The following is a 17,716-nucleotide window of genomic DNA, read 5'->3' on the forward strand; positions in this document are numbered from 1 at the left end:
TAATAATAATCATTCTAAATAAAATATAAAAAGGATAATGTTTCTAACTCTCTTCAGGAGCCAATTCCACTTCAAGGCCTTCCAAATCTTCGGTAATATGAATTTGGCATCCTAACCGACTGTTGTCTTCTACAAAAAAGGCTTCGGAAAGCATGGCTTCCTCATCGTCGGATTTTTCTGGAAGTGAGTGATCGGATTTTACGTAACATTGACAAGAAGCGCACATGGCCATTCCACCACAAATTCCAATAGTACCCTCTGGAGCAAGCTCATAAGAACGAACTACTTCCATCAAGTTCATGTTCATATCGGTAGGGGCATCAATTTCATGTAGATTGCCTTCTCTATCTATAATTTTGATTTTGATATCAGACATTTGAATTTGGTGGATTAGTGAAATAACGGATTATTATTGAGCAAAATATGGTAAATATGACCAATTCTACTTCATTGATTTTATAAATGCATACAACATTTTGGAAATTTCGTTTGTCTTTTCAATCAATATCCCAGATTTCTTTTTATCGATATAGTTTAATCTCTCAGATAAATATAACATCGATCTTACCTCGCTATTTGAAGCTTGAGAGAAATAAAGAAATCTTTTAAAATCCGCATTTGAACTTCTTTCAAAACCTTCTGCTATATTGTTGGAGATGGAAACTGTTGCCCTTGTTATCTGATCTTTAAATCCAAAATCCTTTGTACCTAAAAAAATTTCATAAATATCCACTGCCAAATCCTGGGATTTTTGCCACATCTTCAAATCTTCAAAAAGTTGTACGGTCATAAAATACTATTTCACTTTCGCACTAAACCACTATTCAACTAATCTATTGCTTTTACAACTGCCTTAGGCGCCTCTTTCTTACTCCCATCAAAACCGGTTACACCGCCCACAGTAGTATATTTCATTACGTACTTTTTATCTGGGAATATCCGTTGGTAGGCACTTTGACACATCAAGGTGGCCTCGTGAAAACCACATAGAATAAGCTTTAACTTTCCAGGATAGGTGTTGACATCACCAATGGCATAAATTCCAGGAATATTGGTTTGATAGTCCAAAGTATTGTCCACTTTTATGGCATTCTTTTCAATTTCCAGGCCCCAATCCGCAATAGGCCCCAATTTTGGTGAAAGCCCGAACAGCGGAATAAAATTATCTACTTCCAGTAAGATATCATCAGAAGCGTTAGTGGTCTTACGTATAATAACTGATTCAAGCTTATGCTCTCCTTTTAACGCTACGATTTCAGCTGGAGTGATCAGATTTATTTTTCCTTGATTCTTGAGCTGTTGCACTTTTTCCACAGAATCCAACGCGCCCCTAAACTCATTGCGCCTATGGACCAAGGTCACCTCCGAAGCTATTTCGGCCAAGAAAATACTCCAATCCAATGCAGAGTCACCGCCACCTGCAATGACTACTTTTTTGTCTTTGTATATTTCAGGTTCTTTAATCATGTAAGCAACCCCATTGTCCTCATACTTGGATAAATTTTCCAATAATGGCTTTCTTGGCTCAAAACTTCCCAAACCTCCGGCAATGGCTATGATGGGGGCATGATGTTGCGTGCCCTTATTTGTAGTTACTATAAAAGAACCATCTTCCAGTTTTTCGATTTTCTCCGCTCTTTCCCCTAAAGTAAATCCTGGTTGAAACGGTTTTATCTGTTCCATGAGATTATCCACCAAATCCCCTGCAAGTATTTCCGGGAATCCGGGAATGTCGTAAATGGGCTTTTTGGGATAAATTTCCGAACATTGCCCTCCTGCTTGGGGGAGTGCATCTATCAAATGACATTTTAGCTGTAACAAGCCCGCTTCAAAAACGGCAAAAAGACCCGTAGGGCCTGCTCCAATTATCAGTATATCGGTTTTAATCATTCAGAATCATGTTTGGATATCTGCACAACTTAAGGATTGTACCGGGAAAGATTTATGATTTTTATCAGACTAACTTACATTGACCACCTCTTCAATTTGTGGGACATATTTTTTGATGGTCATTTCCACACCACTTTTCAAAGTCATCTGATTAACACTGCATCCAATGCAATTGCCCTCGAGCTTAACCTTCACAGAACTGCCATTGTCTATTGATATCAATGAAATATCACCTCCATCGCTTTGCAAAAATGGTCGTATCTCATCCAAGGCCTTTTCAACATTTACTTTAATTTCTTCTGATGTCATGCTCATTTCTTTTTGACGGCAGCACAACCTGCCATTGTTGTAATCTTGATTGCTTCCGTAGGTGGCAAATCTTTATTTCTTCTCACCAATTCCTGAACTACGTTTCGTGTAAGCTCTTCAAATGCCGCTTCTGTTGGAGTAGCAGTCTGTAATGCTGCCGGTCTTCCTATATCACCTGCCTCACGAATGCTTTGTACTATCGGAATCTCCCCAAGAAAAGGAGTGTCCAAGTCTTGCGCCAAGTTTTTGGCGCCATCTTTTCCAAAGATATGGTATTTGTTGTTAGGCAGCTCTTCTGGAGTAAAATAGGCCATATTCTCAACAATTCCCAGAACGGGAACGCTTATAGCCTCTTGTTGAAACATAGCGACTCCCTTACGCGCATCTGCCAGAGCAATTTCTTGTGGCGTGCTCACTACGACAGCTCCTGTAACTGGCAACGATTGCATGATGCTCAAATGGATATCCCCCGTTCCGGGAGGCAAATCCAATAAAAGAAAATCGAGTTCTCCCCAGTGAGCGTCAAAAATCATTTGGTTCAGTGCCTTGGAGGCCATAGGTCCCCTCCAAATTACCGCTTGGTTGGGCTGCGTAAAAAATCCGATGGAAAGTAACTTAACGCCGTAATTTTCTACGGGTTTCATTTTTGCCTTTCCGTCTATATTCACGGACAAAGGTTTTTCCAAAGCAACATCGAACATAATAGGCATGGAAGGGCCGTAGATATCAGTGTCCAATAATCCAACCTTAAAACCCATTTTTGCCAATGTAACAGCTAAGTTTGCCGTTACGGTAGATTTGCCCACTCCACCTTTTCCAGAGGCGACAGCAATAATATTTTGTATACCGGGAATTGGATTCCCCTTGATCTGGTTTACTTTTGGTTTTGAAGGGGCATCAACTTTTAAGTTGATTTTAATCTTTGCTTTTTGATAGACTTCTTGATGGATAATTTTTAAAATCTCTAACTCCGTTTTCTTTCTTGCTTGAAGGCTTGGGTTTTTTATGGTCACATCCACCTCCACTTCATCACCAAATACCTGTACATTGGATACCGCTCCACTTTCAACGATATTCTGCCCTTCACCGGGTGCGGATATGTTTTCCAATGCCTTTAAAATGTCTGCTTTGTTCAACTTCATCAATCCTATTTTTGTTTGCAGTCGTTTAAACCGATTCTAAATTACAAAGATACGGTTTGGGGATTATATGAAGAAGTCTGTAGATTGAAAATGAAGATGGTACGATAGATAAATAATTTTAAGGGGAATTACCTTTTTGTTGCACAAATGGTATAAATTGAAATTGATTTATAATTCGGCATCGAGTTCCTTTCCAGGGTCCCAAAAGTGTTTTTGAAAATCAATTATCTGATTATCCACAACTTCTATGCCTTCATTTTCCAAAAGCTGTTGCATTAAATTGGTTCCATCAAAATGATGTTTCCCAGTGAGTACACCTACCCTATTTACAACTCGGTGTGCTGGCACTTCCTTGGCCAATGAATTGTTCATGGCCCAACCGACCATGCGGGCACTACGAGCAGCTCCCAAATACTTTGCAATTGCTCCGTAGGAGGTTATTCTACCGTAAGGAATTAATTTAGCAACCTCGTAGACTTTATCGAAAAAGTTTTTATCCTCCATCTATTTATAAAAAATCCGAATTAGTGTAATGACCAAAAGAACCAGCATCAATGCACTCAATATATAATTTGAATTCTTGGAAAATCGATTTGTCTTGGTTTCCAATTTATTAAAATAGAAAACGTATAGGTATAAAACCGAAAAGGTTCCCATTCCTGCAGCCATAATGAAAGTAATGATGTCATCTGCCTCAAACTTTATCCATCCTGCTTTGTTCCACATGGCGTTTAAGCCACTATAGTAAGGAATCGTCAATAGATTAAGGGCGGCCAATAAAATTCCTTTGAAAAAACTATTCTTTTTACTGACCTTGACTTCTTTTGGCCTATGTTTTTTATTACGTCTTGCCTTAATGAAAAAGTAGATTGCGAAAAACGCGAATACTGCCAGCGCAATTTTCAGAAGCATGTCTATAACTTCCGGGTTTTTATACAAAAACTTGGAGATTAATACGGAAATATATGCCTGTACCATGATCATAGTAGATACACCCAAGCTAAAGATAACTCCATTCAACTTTCCTTTTTCAACACTGGTCTTGGCTGCGTTCATATTGAGCAGACCAGGAGGCACCGTTGCCATAAATGCTGCGGAAAAAGTTGCAAAGAAAAGGATGAGTACGTGCGTCATTGGCTAGTTTATCCTAAATTGGATATATGTTATGGGCTTTCCCTTTTCAAGATACTGATTTTCGTAAAAAGTCTGTATTTCCAAAACTTCTTTGGGGCTTCCCTCATTTTTGTAAACATCATGGTTGGAATATATAATCTCATGTCCTTGACCTTGCAAAAGACCCAGCGTATATCCATGCATGAACTCACTATCGGTTTTTAAGTTTACCGTACCCCCAGCTTTCAAAATAGCTTGGTATTTTTTTAAAAACCCAGGATTGGTCATACGGTGTTTGGTCCTTTTGTATTTGATTTGAGGGTCTGGAAAGGTAATCCAAATTTCGGCAATTTCATCTGGGCCAAAAAGATGATCTACCAGTTCAATTTGAGCACGAAGAAATGCCACATTGTTCAATCCCGTTTCTAGAGCAGATTTGGCTCCTTTCCAAAATCGTGCACCTTTGATATCGACTCCAATGTAGTTTTTATCTGGGCTCCGTTTTGCAAGTCCGACCGTGTACTCTCCTTTTCCACAGCCCAGTTCCAACACTATTGGGTTTTCGTTCTTAAAGAAAGAGGCCCAATTTCCCTTTAAACGGAAGGCGTCCAAAATTTCATTCCGTGTAGGCTGAATGACATTTGAAAAGCTCTCGTTTTCCCTAAATCGCTTTAATTTATTTTTGCTTCCCAATTTCAGTTTATGTTATTGACCAAAATATAATGTTTTGGCAAAACTAAGGAAATCCAAAAGCAATATGGATTTTGTTGTTTTGTTGTTATGAAGAATCCCAAAAGGATATTGGTAGCCCCATTGAATTGGGGACTTGGGCATGCCACTAGATGTATTCCTATAATAAATGCACTTTTGGAACATGGTCATCAGCCATATATTGCTTCGGACGGGGTTGCGCTTGCTCTATTACAAAAAGAATTTCCGAATCTACCTTATTTTGAATTGCCTCCTTATAAAATCACTTATGCCGAAAAGGGAAAGAACTTCAAACTTAAAATGGTATGGGATTCCCCAAAAATACTAAAGGCAATATCAAAGGAAAAAAAAGCAATCAAAAAACTTGTGAACGAACACCAATTGGAAGGGATAATCTCTGATAATAGGCTTGGTGCATACTATAAAAAAGTTCCCAGTGTCTTTATAACGCATCAACTTAATGTACTTTCTGGCAATACAACTTGGATGAGCTCCAAAGCACATCAAAAAATAATCAAAAAATTCGATGCTTGTTGGATACCGGACGTGAAGGGAAAACCTAATTTGACGGGTAAATTGGGACATTTAAAAAAAACAAAAATCAGTATAGATTATATAGGGCCTTTAAGCAGGTTGGAAAAATCAAGCGTTGGGAAATTATATGATTTAATGGTCTTGCTTTCTGGTCCAGAACCACAAAGAACATTTTTAGAGGTTAAACTTTTGGCGGAACTTGAAGATTTTGAGGGCAATATCATTTTTGTAAAGGGAAAAATAGATGAGGGGCAGACCGTAGAGAAAATAATGCGTACTAAAGGTACTAGTACCATTTACAACTTTATGCAATCAAAAGAATTGGAAGATGTATTGAACAAAAGTGCCAAAGTGCTTTGCCGCTCTGGGTATACAACGGTAATGGATTTGGCCAAACTAGAAAAAAAAGCTTTTTTTATTCCTACTCCAGGACAATATGAACAGGAATATTTGGCAAGGCGTATGGAAAAACAGCAGTTGGTTCCATACTCGAATCAAGAATACTTTAAACTTGATGATTTAAAGCGCATGGATGATTTTAAGGGTCTTACCTGCTTTGAATACGAATCGGATTACTCCAATTTGTTCGCAGTTTTTTCTAGGGTAAATGAAAATTCAGAACCTACGTCTTCTTCACTTTCCACGTAGATTTTCTCATCGTGCGCTTCAATGATATGCTTTACTATGGACAACCCCAGCCCTGAACCTCCTTGTGTTCGACTACCGCTCTGGTCAACTCTATAGAAACGTTCAAATAATCTGGAAATATGTTGCTTGGGAATTCCCTCGCCATTATCCGTCACCCTTACTATTACTTTATTTTTGATGAGATCTTCTACACTTACTTCGGTAGTGCCTTTGGGATGCCCATATTTTATTGAATTTACCAGAAGGTTACTTATAACTTGCTGAATTTTTTCCCTATCTGCATTTACATATATGGGATTGGGATACTCCATATCAAAAGTCAACGTAATATCGTTTTCTGTTGCTTTCATTTCTAGGAGGTCAAATACATTCTGAACAAGTTCGATGATATCAAAATTGCTTCGGTCCAATTTTAACCCTCCAACTTCCAACTTGGTGATCAGGTCCAAATCCCTTACTATATAAATCAAACGCTCTACTCCTTTATTGGCCCGGGTTAAATACTTTTCCCGAATTTTCTTGTCGTTCATGGCACCGTCCAACAAGGTAAGAATATAGCCCTGTACAGTAAACAGGGGTGTTTTTAGCTCATGTGACACGTTGCCTAAAAAATCTTTTCTGTATTCTTCTCGGATTTTAAGGGTATCTATCTCAATTTTTTTGTCCTCAGCAAATTTTTCGATTTCCTGGGTCAAGGTTTTCATGTCCGTAGTTATGGGTTTGGACGAAAACGTGGTAGATTCCAGCAGCGAGACATCATCATATATTTTTTTTACGCGCCTGTAGATAAAACGTTCAACCCTTATTTGAATAACGGCAAATGAAATTAAAAGGCAAAAAAGTGAAAATACTAGTATGAACAAGAAGTCTAATTGTTCTTTAAAAAATAGAACCATTAAAAGTGTCCCGGTAAGGATAATCGTTATTAAGAAAGATGATCTTAAGGCGAACTTATACGATTTCCTTAATTTAATAGCCATTACAGTACAAACTTATACCCCACGCCTTTTACGGTTTTAAAGTGGTGGTCCCCTATTTTCTCACGAAGTTTTCTGATATGAACATCTATGGTCCTGCCGCCTACAACAACTTCATTGCCCCAAACCTTATCCAAGATGACCTCCCGCTTAAATACTTTGCTCGGTTTGGAGGTCAAAAGTGACAATAATTCAAATTCTTTTCGAGGAAGTACTATCTCTTCACCATTGTTAATGATTTTATATTCCTCTCTATTAATTACAATATTGCCAACCTTAACAATGTCCTCAACATCTTTTTTATCTTCTTTAAGCCTTCTTAGCAAAGCCTTTACCTTGCTCACCAAAACTTTAGGTTTTATGGGTTTTGTAATATAATCGTCCGCGCCCGCATCAAAACCGGCAACTTGCGAATAGTCCTCTCCTCTTGCCGTAAGAAATGTGATTATCGTATTCTCGAGTCCTGGCGTCCCTCTTAGAATCTCGCATGCCTCAATGCCATCCATTTCTGGCATCATAACATCCAAAATAATAAGGTGCGGGCTTTTCTTTTTTGCTTTAGCCACGCCTTCTACACCGTTTTTGGCAGTGTAGACTTCATAGCCTTCGGAAGATAGGTTATAGCTTACGATCTCAAGAATATCGGGCTCATCATCAACCAGTAAAATTTTAATATCCTTTGTTTTCATGGCGTGGTATTTTTTTATGTTGATCGCCCAAATGTAAATATAATACTATAACGGCTTTAATGCTTAACATTCATTTAATGTCATAACATTATTGTAACAGTTTTCAAATAAACTCTTAACATGCACCTAACATCGCTTTTACAGGGCGTAGCTTTCTTTGCCTGCGAATTCTAATCCATACAGAATCTATATGAAACCTTATTTGATATTCGTCTTTTCCTTTTTCACCTTGGTCAGTATTGCTCAAGAGAACGGCAGTATTGTAGGTAAGTTAACTGATAAAGAGCTAAATAATGAACCGCTTGCATTTGCAAATGTTCTTATAAAAGGTTCAACTCAGGGAACCACTTCAGATATTGACGGCCTTTTTGAAATTGCAAATGTTGAACCAGGTACTTATACGCTAGTCGTTAGTTTTTTAGGGTATGAAACCCTGGAAATTCCCAATGTTGTAGTGGAGGCGGATAAGGTTACGGAAATTAATGCAGGATTGGGGGCCAGTAGTGTTGGATTGGATGAGGTTGTGGTAACTACTTCGGCCCGGAAAGATTCTGAGGTTGCTCTATTGCTTCAGCAAAAAAATGCCTTGGTCATAGAGGAGGCCATTGGAGCTGAAGTGCTAACCAGAAGAGGTATTGGTGATGCAGCTGCCGCTGTGGCACAAATTGCCGGTATCTCAAAGCAACAAGGGTCAAGCAATGTGTATGTACGGGGCTTGGGTGATCGTTACCAGAACACAACTCTTAATGGACTATCGTTACCTTCAACCAATGTAAATAAAAAGAACATAGATTTAGACCTATTTGCTTCGGATGTAATTCAAAGTATTGGTGTAAGTAAAGCCTACTCTACAAATTTCTACGGAGATTTTTCGGCCGGTAATGTAAATATTGTTTCAAAAGCCCATACAGGCAAGGCATATCTTGGTGTTAATGTTGGTTCTGGTATTAATTCAACAGCAATTGGGGAAGATTTCCTATTGAACGAAGGTGTAAGTTACTTTGGTCGATATAATAGATATGATAACAATCCATTTGCCATTGTTTTGGGACAACCTGTTGATCCTGTAGATACAAGTTCTCCAATCAATACAAATTTTGGTCTGGAAGGTGGATTTTCCGTTGATTTAAGCGATGAGTCCAGAATAAGCTTCTTTGGAACTGCATCATTTGCCAATGGCTGGAGATTTAGACAAGGTGAGGCCAGTGATTTTACAAACACGGTAAATTCCTCTTATCCCAACGTGGATCAATATGTTTATAACGCGACCACAACGGCATTGGCAAATATCGATTATAAAGTTTCCAACAAGTTTAAATTGCAGTATCGTTCACTTTATATTAACAGTGCCCAAGATCAAACGGAGTTCTTTGGAAGAAATGGTGAAGGTACCATTAGGGATGATATCGGAGATGCTGACGAAGGATTTTTTATCTACAACGGTCGTTTCAATCAAGACCAGATATTTGTAAACCAACTTCTTGGTCAGTTTGCCGATGAAGGTATTGAGGCCAATTGGGGGTTTGGGTATAATAAGGTACTTTCCGACGAACCTGACCGTAAACGTTTTACTCTACAAAATTATCAATTTGCCCTAGACAATGATCCAAATACGAATCCTATATTTTTTGATAACGTAGCATTCGACAATCAAAGATTTTTTCAGGAAATAGAGGATGATGAGTTTAATGGATTTATCAATCTGAAGAAGGAGTTTTCAGAAAACTTTGCTCTAAACATTGGCTATTCTGGAAGACGCAAAGTTCGTAATTTCAACGCAATTCGGTATGGGTACGAGTTTACTGATAATGACTTGGAGATTACGGATGTCAACAACTTGAATGAAATATTCAATGTCTCAAATATAGACGTACCGGACGGAAGCGGTCTTTGGGACCTGGTTACCTTAAATCCCATACCGGGATTAAGTACTGTCAATAGACCAGGATTGCCAGATAGTCAATATTCAGGTGAATTAAAGGTTTATGCAGGTCACATAAACGCTGAAATTCAACTTCTGGATAAAAAACTATTGTTGGTGCCCGGATTGAGGATAGAGAGTTTTCAGCAAGAAATCACATACGATGTTCAAGGTGATATTATTGAACCAGGAATATTAACAACTGTAGACTCCTATGATAATCTATATTTACCTAGTTTAAATGCGCGGTATGCTCTCAACGAAGATATGAATCTACGGGGTTCATTCAGTATTACAGCATCATTCCCTGAATTTAAAGAGGTAGCCCCTTTTGTCTATGAGGATGTTGTTATCCGTTATGGTGGAAATCCAGATCTTCTTGGTGGTGTAGATGGAACAGGGCCTAATTATTCAGAGATATTCAACTATGATTTAAAATATGAGTGGTTTTTAACCCCTAGGGAAATCATTTCTTTAGGAGTTTTCTTTAAGCAAATCAACGATCCAGTAAACAGGGTTACCGCCCGAGACGCCACTGGAGATCAACGCTACTTTAGAACAGGGGACCAAGCGGACGTTTTTGGTGTCGAGTTGGAATTTCGAAAAAATATTTTAAAAAACATTGAAGATGAACCCCTATTAAATCTAGGGTTCAATCTAGCATGGACCGATACCAAACAAGACCTCCGATCAATAGGCGGGACATTTACGACAAGTTTTAACAGAACTGAGAGCGAATTAGAAGGTGCTTCGGATATTATTTTTAATACGGATCTTAGTTTCACCCCTACAATAGGAAATTTTAAACCTAAAGCAACGCTTGTAGGCTCCTATTTTTCAGATAGAATATTTGCTTTGGGTGCGGGAACTGTTGGAGATATTATAGAGGAATCCGTTACTACTCTCAATCTTGTAATCATAAATCCGATCACCAAAAACTTTGAGTTGGGGTTAACCGCTAGAAACCTGCTCAATCCAGATATAACACTTTCACAAACAGACCAAATTGGAAACCGACTAATCATCACTGAATTTAGAGATGGTATTGACGTAGGTTTATCACTTAAATATAAATTTTAACTACAGATGATAACTATTTTAAATCCTTTAAAAATGAAAATCAGATTTCTATCAAGCTTACTCATACTAGCGCTCTTTACTGTGGGCTGTGAAGAGGACAACACACCAAATATCGAAATAATCGATAACAGTGTCGTAAACAACATTGGAGGTGGAAATGGCGGTGATACCGACGAGACCGAAGACCTTTTTGGCTTTATTACCGAAGATACTACCCTGGACGCAAATGTCACTTATCGTTTAGCTGCTGCAACATTTGTTGACGAAGGTGCAACACTTACTATTCCAGCAGGTACTGTTATTAGGGCCGAGCCCAATGGAGTCCAAAATTACATCGCAGTACTTCGTGGTTCTCAAATACAAATCAACGGAACTGCATCAAATCCAGTCGTAATGACTTCTGCTGCAACTACTCCTACACCCGGAGATTGGGGTGGCCTAGTTATTTTAGGACAGTCTACAACAAACTTGATTGACCCTGCTACTCCAGATGACCTTCCTACAAGTGAGGTTGGTCAACTTCCTTATGGAGGTTCTGTTGTTGATGATAATTCAGGTTCTATAAGCTATCTTAGACTGGAGTATGTAGGTGGTGCCATAAACGGAACTCAAGAATTGAATGGACTTTCCTTATATGCTGTAGGGAGTGGAACCAATATTAACCACGTACAGGTATTCCAATGCTCAGATGATGGTATCGAGTTCTTTGGCGGCACAGTCAACGTCAACAATCTGGCAATTGTTGGAGCAGAAGATGATTCTGTCGACTGGACTGAAGGATACTCAGGAACGGTTACAGATGTTTATGTTGAACAAACTTTGGATGGTGACAGTGGCTTTGAAATGGACGGATTTAATACGGACTTCCAGAATTCTGGAGGCTTCGTTTCTATTCCTACTATTACTAATGCAACTGTAATCGGCAGTGGCGATAATAGCCGTGCATTTCGATTGCGTGCAGGAACTGGAGGCATTTTTACCAATGTAACAATTGAAGACTTTGGGCGTGGTGTTGTTGTAGAAGATGATACTTCTGGAGATATTACTTCTGCAAACATACCTGATGATTTACAATTTACGGATGTATCTTTTACAGGCGTAACCGATGAGTTTTTGTATGAAGATGATTTTGCCAACCCATCGCCGCCAGCACAGGCTGATGTTATTGGTGGTGATGCTACCAATGCAACTGGAACCGACATTGCTACATGGGGCGCTGGATGGACAGTGGGCATCAACTAATTAAACGGTATTAAATAACACTTAAAAAGCCCCGCAATGCGGGGCTTTTCTTTTCTACATTTTATCGAAAAGTGCATTATTTTTCGTCAAACAGTTCAAAATCAGGTTTCAAAATATCTATATTTGTGGCATAGCCTTTGTTACCAATACTTATATGAAGCACCTTTACCTAGTCTTCTTTTTATTTATTTGCACTCTTGGTTTTTCCCAAAACGCCAAGGGCACTGCGGATATTGAAGGTTTTAAGCTATATCCCAATCCCGTACCACAGGGCAAGGTCTTTATTGAGACTGCACTAAATGCACCTAAACAAATACTTATTTTTGATGTTTTGGGAACACAGGTACTACAAACTACTATTTTAGGTAGGGAGTTGAATCTTTCCAACTTGGATAAAGGGGTCTATATTCTTAGGGTGTTTGAGAAAAATAAAGTAGCTACCCGTAAACTTATCATCAAGTAGTCCTTATATTTTCTTTTAAAAATACTGTCTTTTATAGGTTGACCTACATAATTCATTGTTTCACAACATTATATGGTATAATTTAAAGGCTATACTTACATTTATATTGCTTTTATCCCAAATCAGCGATTATATGAAGAAAATCTACTTTATGCTACTTATGGCTTTTCCTTTATTAACTTTTGGCCAAGAACTGGTCAGTGTCAATACTGAGCAGGTACAAGAACTACAGGGCTTTAAAATGTACCCTAATCCTGCCTATGGCGAGGAAATATACGTTACTACCTCAACCAATGGAAGCAAGCAGATCAAAATCTACGATGTTTTCGGAGAGATTGTGCTTACAGACAGAATTTCGACCAACACTTTGAATATATCTAGATTGGTTCCAGGGGTATATGTACTCCAAGTAACCGAAAAAGAAAAAACCATGACAAGGAAATTGGTCATTAAATAAAATTTTATTTTTCACAAAGCCCTTCAATAGAAGGGCTTTTTTATTTTTGGGGTACTTTTATCCCCAGATGGAAAAAACGTTAATCCAAAATATCTTCTCGATTTCCAAACCTGCAGAATTTGAATCGTTGGCATTGGAAGTTTTTAAATTTCAGTATAATCATAATGTTATTTATAGAAGCTATTGTAATCTTCTGAAAAAGTCTCCTGAAGATATTCTTAATTTGAAGCAAATACCTTTTTTGCCTATTGAATTTTTCAAAAAGAGCAACGTAGTTTCATCTGAAAAAAAACCTGAAGCCATTTTTGAAAGTAGTGGAACAATGGGCAATATTACGAGCAAGCATTCTATTGTGGATATATCGATTTATAAAGAGAGTTACACAAAATGTTTCAATACTTTTTATGGGCCTGTTGGGGATTACTGTATATTGGCGCTATTGCCTTCCTACCTTGAACGCGATGCCTCATCATTGGTTTACATGGTTAATGATTTTGTTTCAAAATCAAAACATCCAGACAGTGGATTCTATCTTTATGATTTAAAAAAATTGAGCCAAAAACTGCTTCAACTGGAAAAAGAGCAAATAAAAACGTTGTTGATCGGAGTTTCTTTTGCACTATTGGATTTGGCAGAACAATTTCCCGTACATCTAAAACATACTATAATTATGGAAACGGGAGGAATGAAGGGCAGGCGAAAAGAACTGATACGTGAAGAACTGCATGCCATTCTCAGAAATGCTTTTTCAGTTGAAAAAATCCATTCAGAATATGGAATGACAGAGTTGTTGTCCCAAGGGTATTCCAAAGGAGATGGATTGTTCAAAACCCCTCCTTGGATGAAAATTTATGCAAGGGATACTGAAGATCCCCTCACCATACAGAATAATGATACAACAGGTGGAATAAGCATTATCGATTTGGCAAACCTGTATTCATGTTCTTTTATAGCCACTGAAGATTTAGGAAAAACACATACGGATGGCTCTTTTGAAATTTTGGGCAGGTTTGACCAATCGGATGTTCGTGGATGTAATCTGATGGCCCTGTAATTTATTCTTTGGCCAGTCTATATTCCAATCCCGGACCATCACAGGCATTCCAAGTGCTATAGAGCATATAACCGGTGAACATCAAAGTTTCTTTTCCGTTTCCAGAGCAACTGGCAACAAGTTCTTTTCCTGTTTCAAAGGTCAATTCAAAATAACTTTCTTTTTCCTGTTCAACCAATTTATAAAATCCTGTTGCCGTGGTCTTGCCGCCATTATGTTCTCTTTGCTTTAAAAACGTGCTGTCTGGTCTTAAAATATAATATTCCTGCCAATCCATATCATCTCCAACTGTCTCGGAATTAATCATGCTTCCCGTCATTCTCACCAGTTCCCATTTTTGTGCACTACCTTCAAGCGGAACTTGTTTTGCATTTTTATCTTCTGGGTCACTTTCGCTACAAGAACTTACCACCAAAAAGAAAGAAAAGAATATCGCAAGTATTTTCATTTGATAAAGTTTTACAAGAACTCATTTAGACTTTTCCACTCGCTTTTTGTCTTTTTTCTTCCGTGACCCTTCTTCCTCGGCTTCGCTCAGCACAGGTATGCACCTCTAAAAAAAACCTTCAATCGAATAAAAAAAGATTGATTTTCGCTTCAATCCAAAAAGTCCAAACAAATTCTAAAATAAAGAGATGAAAAACGCTTTTTGGTTGCGTTCAATCCAAAGAATCAACTTAATTGACTATTAATACAAAATAATTTTTCTTGCCTCTTTGAAGCAATACAAATCTGTTGTTGATCAAATCAGATGCCGTAATTAGGTAGTCTTCCTTTACTCTCTCCTTGTTGACAGAAATGGAGTTTTGCTTTAATTCTCTTCTAGCTTCACCATTTGAACCCAAAAAGCCTGTTTTAGCGGCTAGTGCGCCAATCATATCGAGCCCTTGTTCCAGTTCCTCTTTGGAAATATTGGCTTGGGGCACACCTTCAAACACGTCTAGAAAGGTTTTCTCATCTAGATGCTTTAGGTCTTGGGAAGTTGATTTTCCAAATAGTATATTACTTGCCTTTATTGCATTTTCCAAATCAATTTTAGAATGTACTTTAATGGTAATTTCTTCCGCCAATTTTTTTTGTAATAATCTTAGATGCGGTACTTTTTTATGTTCACTGATCAAATCTTCAATTTCCTCTTTGTTTAAAAAAGTGAAAATCTTTATGTATTTCTCAGCATCCTCATCCGAAGTATTGAGCCAATATTGATAAAATCTGTAAGGAGAAGTTCTTTCGGGGTCCAACCAAACATTTCCGCTTTCGGTCTTTCCAAATTTGGTGCCATCAGCTTTAGTAATCAAAGGACAGGTTAGCGCATATCCTTTTCCGCCACCAATTCTTCTAATAAGCTCTGTTCCCGTAGTAATATTTCCCCACTGATCGCTACCGCCCATTTGCAACGTACAATTGTGGTTTTGGTACAGGTATAAAAAATCATATCCCTGCACCAATTGATATGTAAATTCTGTAAAAGACATGCCCTCTTTGGCGTCTGAGGAAAGTCGTTTTTTTACAGAATCTTTTGCCATCATATAATTTACGGTGATGTGCTTTCCAACATCGCGGATAAAATCAAGGAAGGAAAAATCCTTCATCCAGTCATAATTGTTCACTAAAACAGCGGCATTGGGCTCATCACTTTCAAAATCCAAGAAACGGCCAAGCTGTTTTTTTAGAGCTTCTTGATTATGTCTAAGTGTCTTTTCATCCAAAAGGTTGCGTTCCGAAGACTTACCCGAAGGATCGCCGATCATACCCGTTGCGCCACCGACCAAAGCGAACGGTTTGTGCCCTGCCAGTTGAAAGTGCCTTAACATCATAACACTTACCAAATGCCCTATGTGCAATGAATCTGCAGTGGGGTCTATTCCAACATACGCCGCTTGCATACCTTCCATAAGGTGTTCCTCCGCACCTGGCATACTATCGTGCACCATTCCCCTCCATTGTAGTTCCTGAACAAAATTTTTCGGCATCATAATCTTTTAGAATAGCTGCAAATATAAAATGAACTTCTTACATCAATTAAAATTTACAGTACAAATAGGTATTTTTATGGAATGATTTTAGTTACTGGAGGCACTGGTTTAATTGGTTCACATCTACTTTTTCAATTATTGAATAAAAGTAAACGGTTAAGGGCCTGTTATAGAAGTAAGGATTCCATCAATAACGTATTAGCAGTTTTTGGATATTATTCCGATAATGCTTCTTCACTTTTGAAAAAAATAGAATGGGTAGAAGCAGATATCACCGATATTGTATCGTTGCAAGAAGCCTTTAAGGATGTTGAATACGTATACCACTGTGCCGCAAAGATTTCTTTTGATCCAAAGGATTATCCTGCTTTGGTAAAAAACAATATCGAGGGAACTGCGAACATTGTCAACCTTTGTATAGAACATCATGTAAAAAAACTATGCTATGTGAGTTCCATAGCAGCAGTAGGCCATAGTATCAATGGAGGTAAAGTCGATGAAAACAATGAGTGGAGCAATACGAACGTATCCGTTTATGGATTAACAAAACACGAAGCTGAGCTGGAAGTTTGGCGAGGTTCCCAAGAGGGACTTCCTGCGGTAATCGTAAATCCTGGAGTAGTCCTTGGTCCTGGCTTTTGGAACACAGGCAGTGGAACTTTCTTTAAATATGCATCAAAGGGCAAGAAATCATATATTCCCGGCGGAACAGGTTTCGTTTCCATAAATGATGTTATCAATGCTATGATACAGCTTATGGAATCCAAAGTTGAAAAAGAACGTTTTATTCTTGTCAATCAGAATTTGTCTTACGAAACGCTTTTAAAAAAAATAGCACCAAAATTGGGTGTAGTATCTCCAACAAAAAAAATATCGTTTTTAGCATTGGAGATTTTTTGGCGAATAGATTGGTTGCGAAGCAATCTTTTAGGAAAACGGAGAAGATTGAGTAAAAACATGGCCAAAGGACTTTACAAGCGTGAAGTTTATAGCAGTGAAAAAATAAAGAAAGCCATTGATTTCAGTTTTGAGGACTTGGACAACGCAATCGATTTTTGTTGCACTAAGTTTTTGGAGCGTTAATGCTATCTCCAGTTTTAGTTGTGCTTGGCCTTTTAATGGAGTCCAAGTCGACTTTTCGGGTTTTTGCAATACTATCGTTTCGATTTTGCGTGGTCTCTTCCAATGCCGCATGTTTTTCTTTCAAAATTGCTTCGATTTCCTCATAAATAGCTTGGTATTCCAAAGGAAGGGAGGCGTAGTATAAATTACTTTGTGAGAGCTGTGCACTATCAATCTGATATTTTTTGTAAAGAAAATCCATAGTTTCTATTCCAACCTCGTCCATCATATTTCTGTATGATGACTTAGATGCCTTCAATATGGATAGGTCATATAAGATATTGACCATTTTATCTTTTGGAATAAGGTTTTCAGGTTTTTCCACTACTTTCTCACCACATGAAAAAAATAATAGTCCTAATAAGGGCAAAAACATACTTTTCATTTT

20 protein-coding genes are annotated in these 17,716 nt (G+C 38.0%); 7 read left to right on the forward strand and 13 right to left on the reverse strand.

The genetic code is table 11. The annotated features are described in order from the left end of the window. Window positions 1-43: 43 nt before the first annotated feature. From HME9304_RS05325 to trmB, 8 genes are all read right to left on the reverse strand, one after another. Window positions 44-376 (reverse strand): 2Fe-2S iron-sulfur cluster-binding family protein, encoded by a 333-nt coding sequence (locus HME9304_RS05325; RefSeq protein ID WP_112377595.1) that lies wholly within the window; start codon window positions 374-376, stop codon window positions 44-46. A 66-nt stretch (window positions 377-442) separates the two neighbouring features. Next, window positions 443-790: a four helix bundle protein gene (locus HME9304_RS05330; RefSeq protein ID WP_112377596.1), complete on the reverse strand. Its 348-nt coding sequence runs from the start codon at window positions 788-790 to the stop codon at window positions 443-445. Between the two features lie 38 nt (window positions 791-828). Beyond that, window positions 829-1,890: an NAD(P)/FAD-dependent oxidoreductase gene (locus HME9304_RS05335; protein ID WP_112377597.1), complete on the reverse strand. Its 1,062-nt coding sequence runs from the start codon at window positions 1,888-1,890 to the stop codon at window positions 829-831. A gap of 69 nt (window positions 1,891-1,959) precedes the next feature. Next, window positions 1,960-2,199, reverse strand: a complete 240-nt coding sequence (locus HME9304_RS05340) for a NifU family protein (protein WP_112377598.1) — start codon at window positions 2,197-2,199, stop codon at window positions 1,960-1,962. Window positions 2,200-2,201: 2 nt separating this feature from the next. Continuing rightward, window positions 2,202-3,341: an Mrp/NBP35 family ATP-binding protein gene (locus HME9304_RS05345; protein WP_112379733.1), complete on the reverse strand. Its 1,140-nt coding sequence runs from the start codon at window positions 3,339-3,341 to the stop codon at window positions 2,202-2,204. Between the two features lie 168 nt (window positions 3,342-3,509). Then, the gene (locus HME9304_RS05350; protein WP_112377599.1) at window positions 3,510-3,845 is read right to left on the reverse strand and encodes an MGMT family protein; all 336 of its coding nucleotides are present in this window, start codon (window positions 3,843-3,845) and stop codon (window positions 3,510-3,512) included. Next, window positions 3,846-4,475 (reverse strand): LysE family transporter, encoded by a 630-nt coding sequence (locus HME9304_RS05355; RefSeq protein WP_112377600.1) that lies wholly within the window; start codon window positions 4,473-4,475, stop codon window positions 3,846-3,848. A 3-nt stretch (window positions 4,476-4,478) separates the two neighbouring features. Further along, window positions 4,479-5,147 (reverse strand): tRNA (guanosine(46)-N7)-methyltransferase TrmB, encoded by a 669-nt coding sequence (trmB, locus tag HME9304_RS05360; protein ID WP_112377601.1) that lies wholly within the window; start codon window positions 5,145-5,147, stop codon window positions 4,479-4,481. A gap of 87 nt (window positions 5,148-5,234) precedes the next feature. Here trmB and HME9304_RS05365 point away from each other — a divergent pair, with 87 nt between their 5' ends. Further along, window positions 5,235-6,347, forward strand: coding sequence for a glycosyltransferase (locus HME9304_RS05365; RefSeq protein ID WP_112377602.1), 1,113 nt, complete (start codon window positions 5,235-5,237; stop codon window positions 6,345-6,347). Here the strand turns inward: HME9304_RS05365 and HME9304_RS05370 are convergent. Together HME9304_RS05370 and HME9304_RS05375 are read right to left on the reverse strand one after the other, a co-directional pair. Next, the gene (locus tag HME9304_RS05370) at window positions 6,272-7,327 is read right to left on the reverse strand and encodes a sensor histidine kinase (RefSeq protein WP_112377603.1); all 1,056 of its coding nucleotides are present in this window, start codon (window positions 7,325-7,327) and stop codon (window positions 6,272-6,274) included. The genes HME9304_RS05365 and HME9304_RS05370 overlap by 76 nt on opposite strands. Further along, on the reverse strand, window positions 7,327-8,013 hold the full coding sequence (locus HME9304_RS05375) for a response regulator transcription factor (RefSeq protein WP_112377604.1): 687 nt from the start codon (window positions 8,011-8,013) through the stop codon (window positions 7,327-7,329). Before HME9304_RS05375 ends, HME9304_RS05370 begins: the two co-directional genes overlap by 1 nt. A gap of 190 nt (window positions 8,014-8,203) precedes the next feature. Here HME9304_RS05375 and HME9304_RS05380 point away from each other — a divergent pair, with 190 nt between their 5' ends. The 5 genes from HME9304_RS05380 (at window position 8,204) to HME9304_RS05400 (ending at window position 14,230) form a co-directional block, all read left to right on the forward strand. Next, a complete protein-coding gene (locus HME9304_RS05380; RefSeq protein ID WP_112377605.1) occupies window positions 8,204-11,014 on the forward strand; it encodes a TonB-dependent receptor in 2,811 nt (936 codons plus the stop codon). Between the two features lie 33 nt (window positions 11,015-11,047). Continuing rightward, window positions 11,048-12,256 (forward strand): multidrug transporter, encoded by a 1,209-nt coding sequence (locus HME9304_RS05385; protein WP_112379734.1) that lies wholly within the window; start codon window positions 11,048-11,050, stop codon window positions 12,254-12,256. A gap of 154 nt (window positions 12,257-12,410) precedes the next feature. Then, complete coding sequence (locus HME9304_RS05390) at window positions 12,411-12,719, forward strand: T9SS type A sorting domain-containing protein (RefSeq protein WP_112377606.1); 309 nt, start codon at window positions 12,411-12,413, stop codon at window positions 12,717-12,719. A 133-nt stretch (window positions 12,720-12,852) separates the two neighbouring features. Then, on the forward strand, window positions 12,853-13,176 hold the full coding sequence (locus HME9304_RS05395; RefSeq protein WP_112377607.1) for a T9SS type A sorting domain-containing protein: 324 nt from the start codon (window positions 12,853-12,855) through the stop codon (window positions 13,174-13,176). Between the two features lie 67 nt (window positions 13,177-13,243). Then, window positions 13,244-14,230 carry a LuxE/PaaK family acyltransferase gene (locus HME9304_RS05400; protein WP_112377608.1) on the forward strand — a complete coding sequence of 329 codons (987 nt, stop codon included), beginning with the start codon at window positions 13,244-13,246 and terminating at the stop codon, window positions 14,228-14,230. A 1-nt stretch (window position 14,231) separates the two neighbouring features. On the opposite strand, the gene HME9304_RS05405 is transcribed toward HME9304_RS05400, so the two are convergent. Both HME9304_RS05405 and tyrS read right to left on the reverse strand, forming a co-directional pair. Then, window positions 14,232-14,678, reverse strand: a complete 447-nt coding sequence (locus HME9304_RS05405) for a hypothetical protein (protein ID WP_112377609.1) — start codon at window positions 14,676-14,678, stop codon at window positions 14,232-14,234. Between the two features lie 229 nt (window positions 14,679-14,907). Further along, the gene (gene tyrS, locus HME9304_RS05410; protein ID WP_112379735.1) at window positions 14,908-16,203 is read right to left on the reverse strand and encodes a tyrosine--tRNA ligase; all 1,296 of its coding nucleotides are present in this window, start codon (window positions 16,201-16,203) and stop codon (window positions 14,908-14,910) included. Between the two features lie 84 nt (window positions 16,204-16,287). Here tyrS and HME9304_RS05415 point away from each other — a divergent pair, with 84 nt between their 5' ends. Continuing rightward, the gene (locus HME9304_RS05415; protein WP_112377610.1) at window positions 16,288-17,289 is read left to right on the forward strand and encodes an NAD-dependent epimerase/dehydratase family protein; all 1,002 of its coding nucleotides are present in this window, start codon (window positions 16,288-16,290) and stop codon (window positions 17,287-17,289) included. On the opposite strand, the gene HME9304_RS05420 is transcribed toward HME9304_RS05415, so the two are convergent. Continuing rightward, window positions 17,270-17,713 carry a DUF4296 domain-containing protein gene (locus tag HME9304_RS05420; protein ID WP_112377611.1) on the reverse strand — a complete coding sequence of 148 codons (444 nt, stop codon included), beginning with the start codon at window positions 17,711-17,713 and terminating at the stop codon, window positions 17,270-17,272. The genes HME9304_RS05415 and HME9304_RS05420 overlap by 20 nt on opposite strands. Between the last annotated feature and the right edge of the window lie 3 nt (window positions 17,714-17,716).

Source organism: Flagellimonas maritima, assembly GCF_003269425.1.
GTDB classification, from domain to species: Bacteria; Bacteroidota; Bacteroidia; order Flavobacteriales; family Flavobacteriaceae; genus Flagellimonas; species Flagellimonas maritima.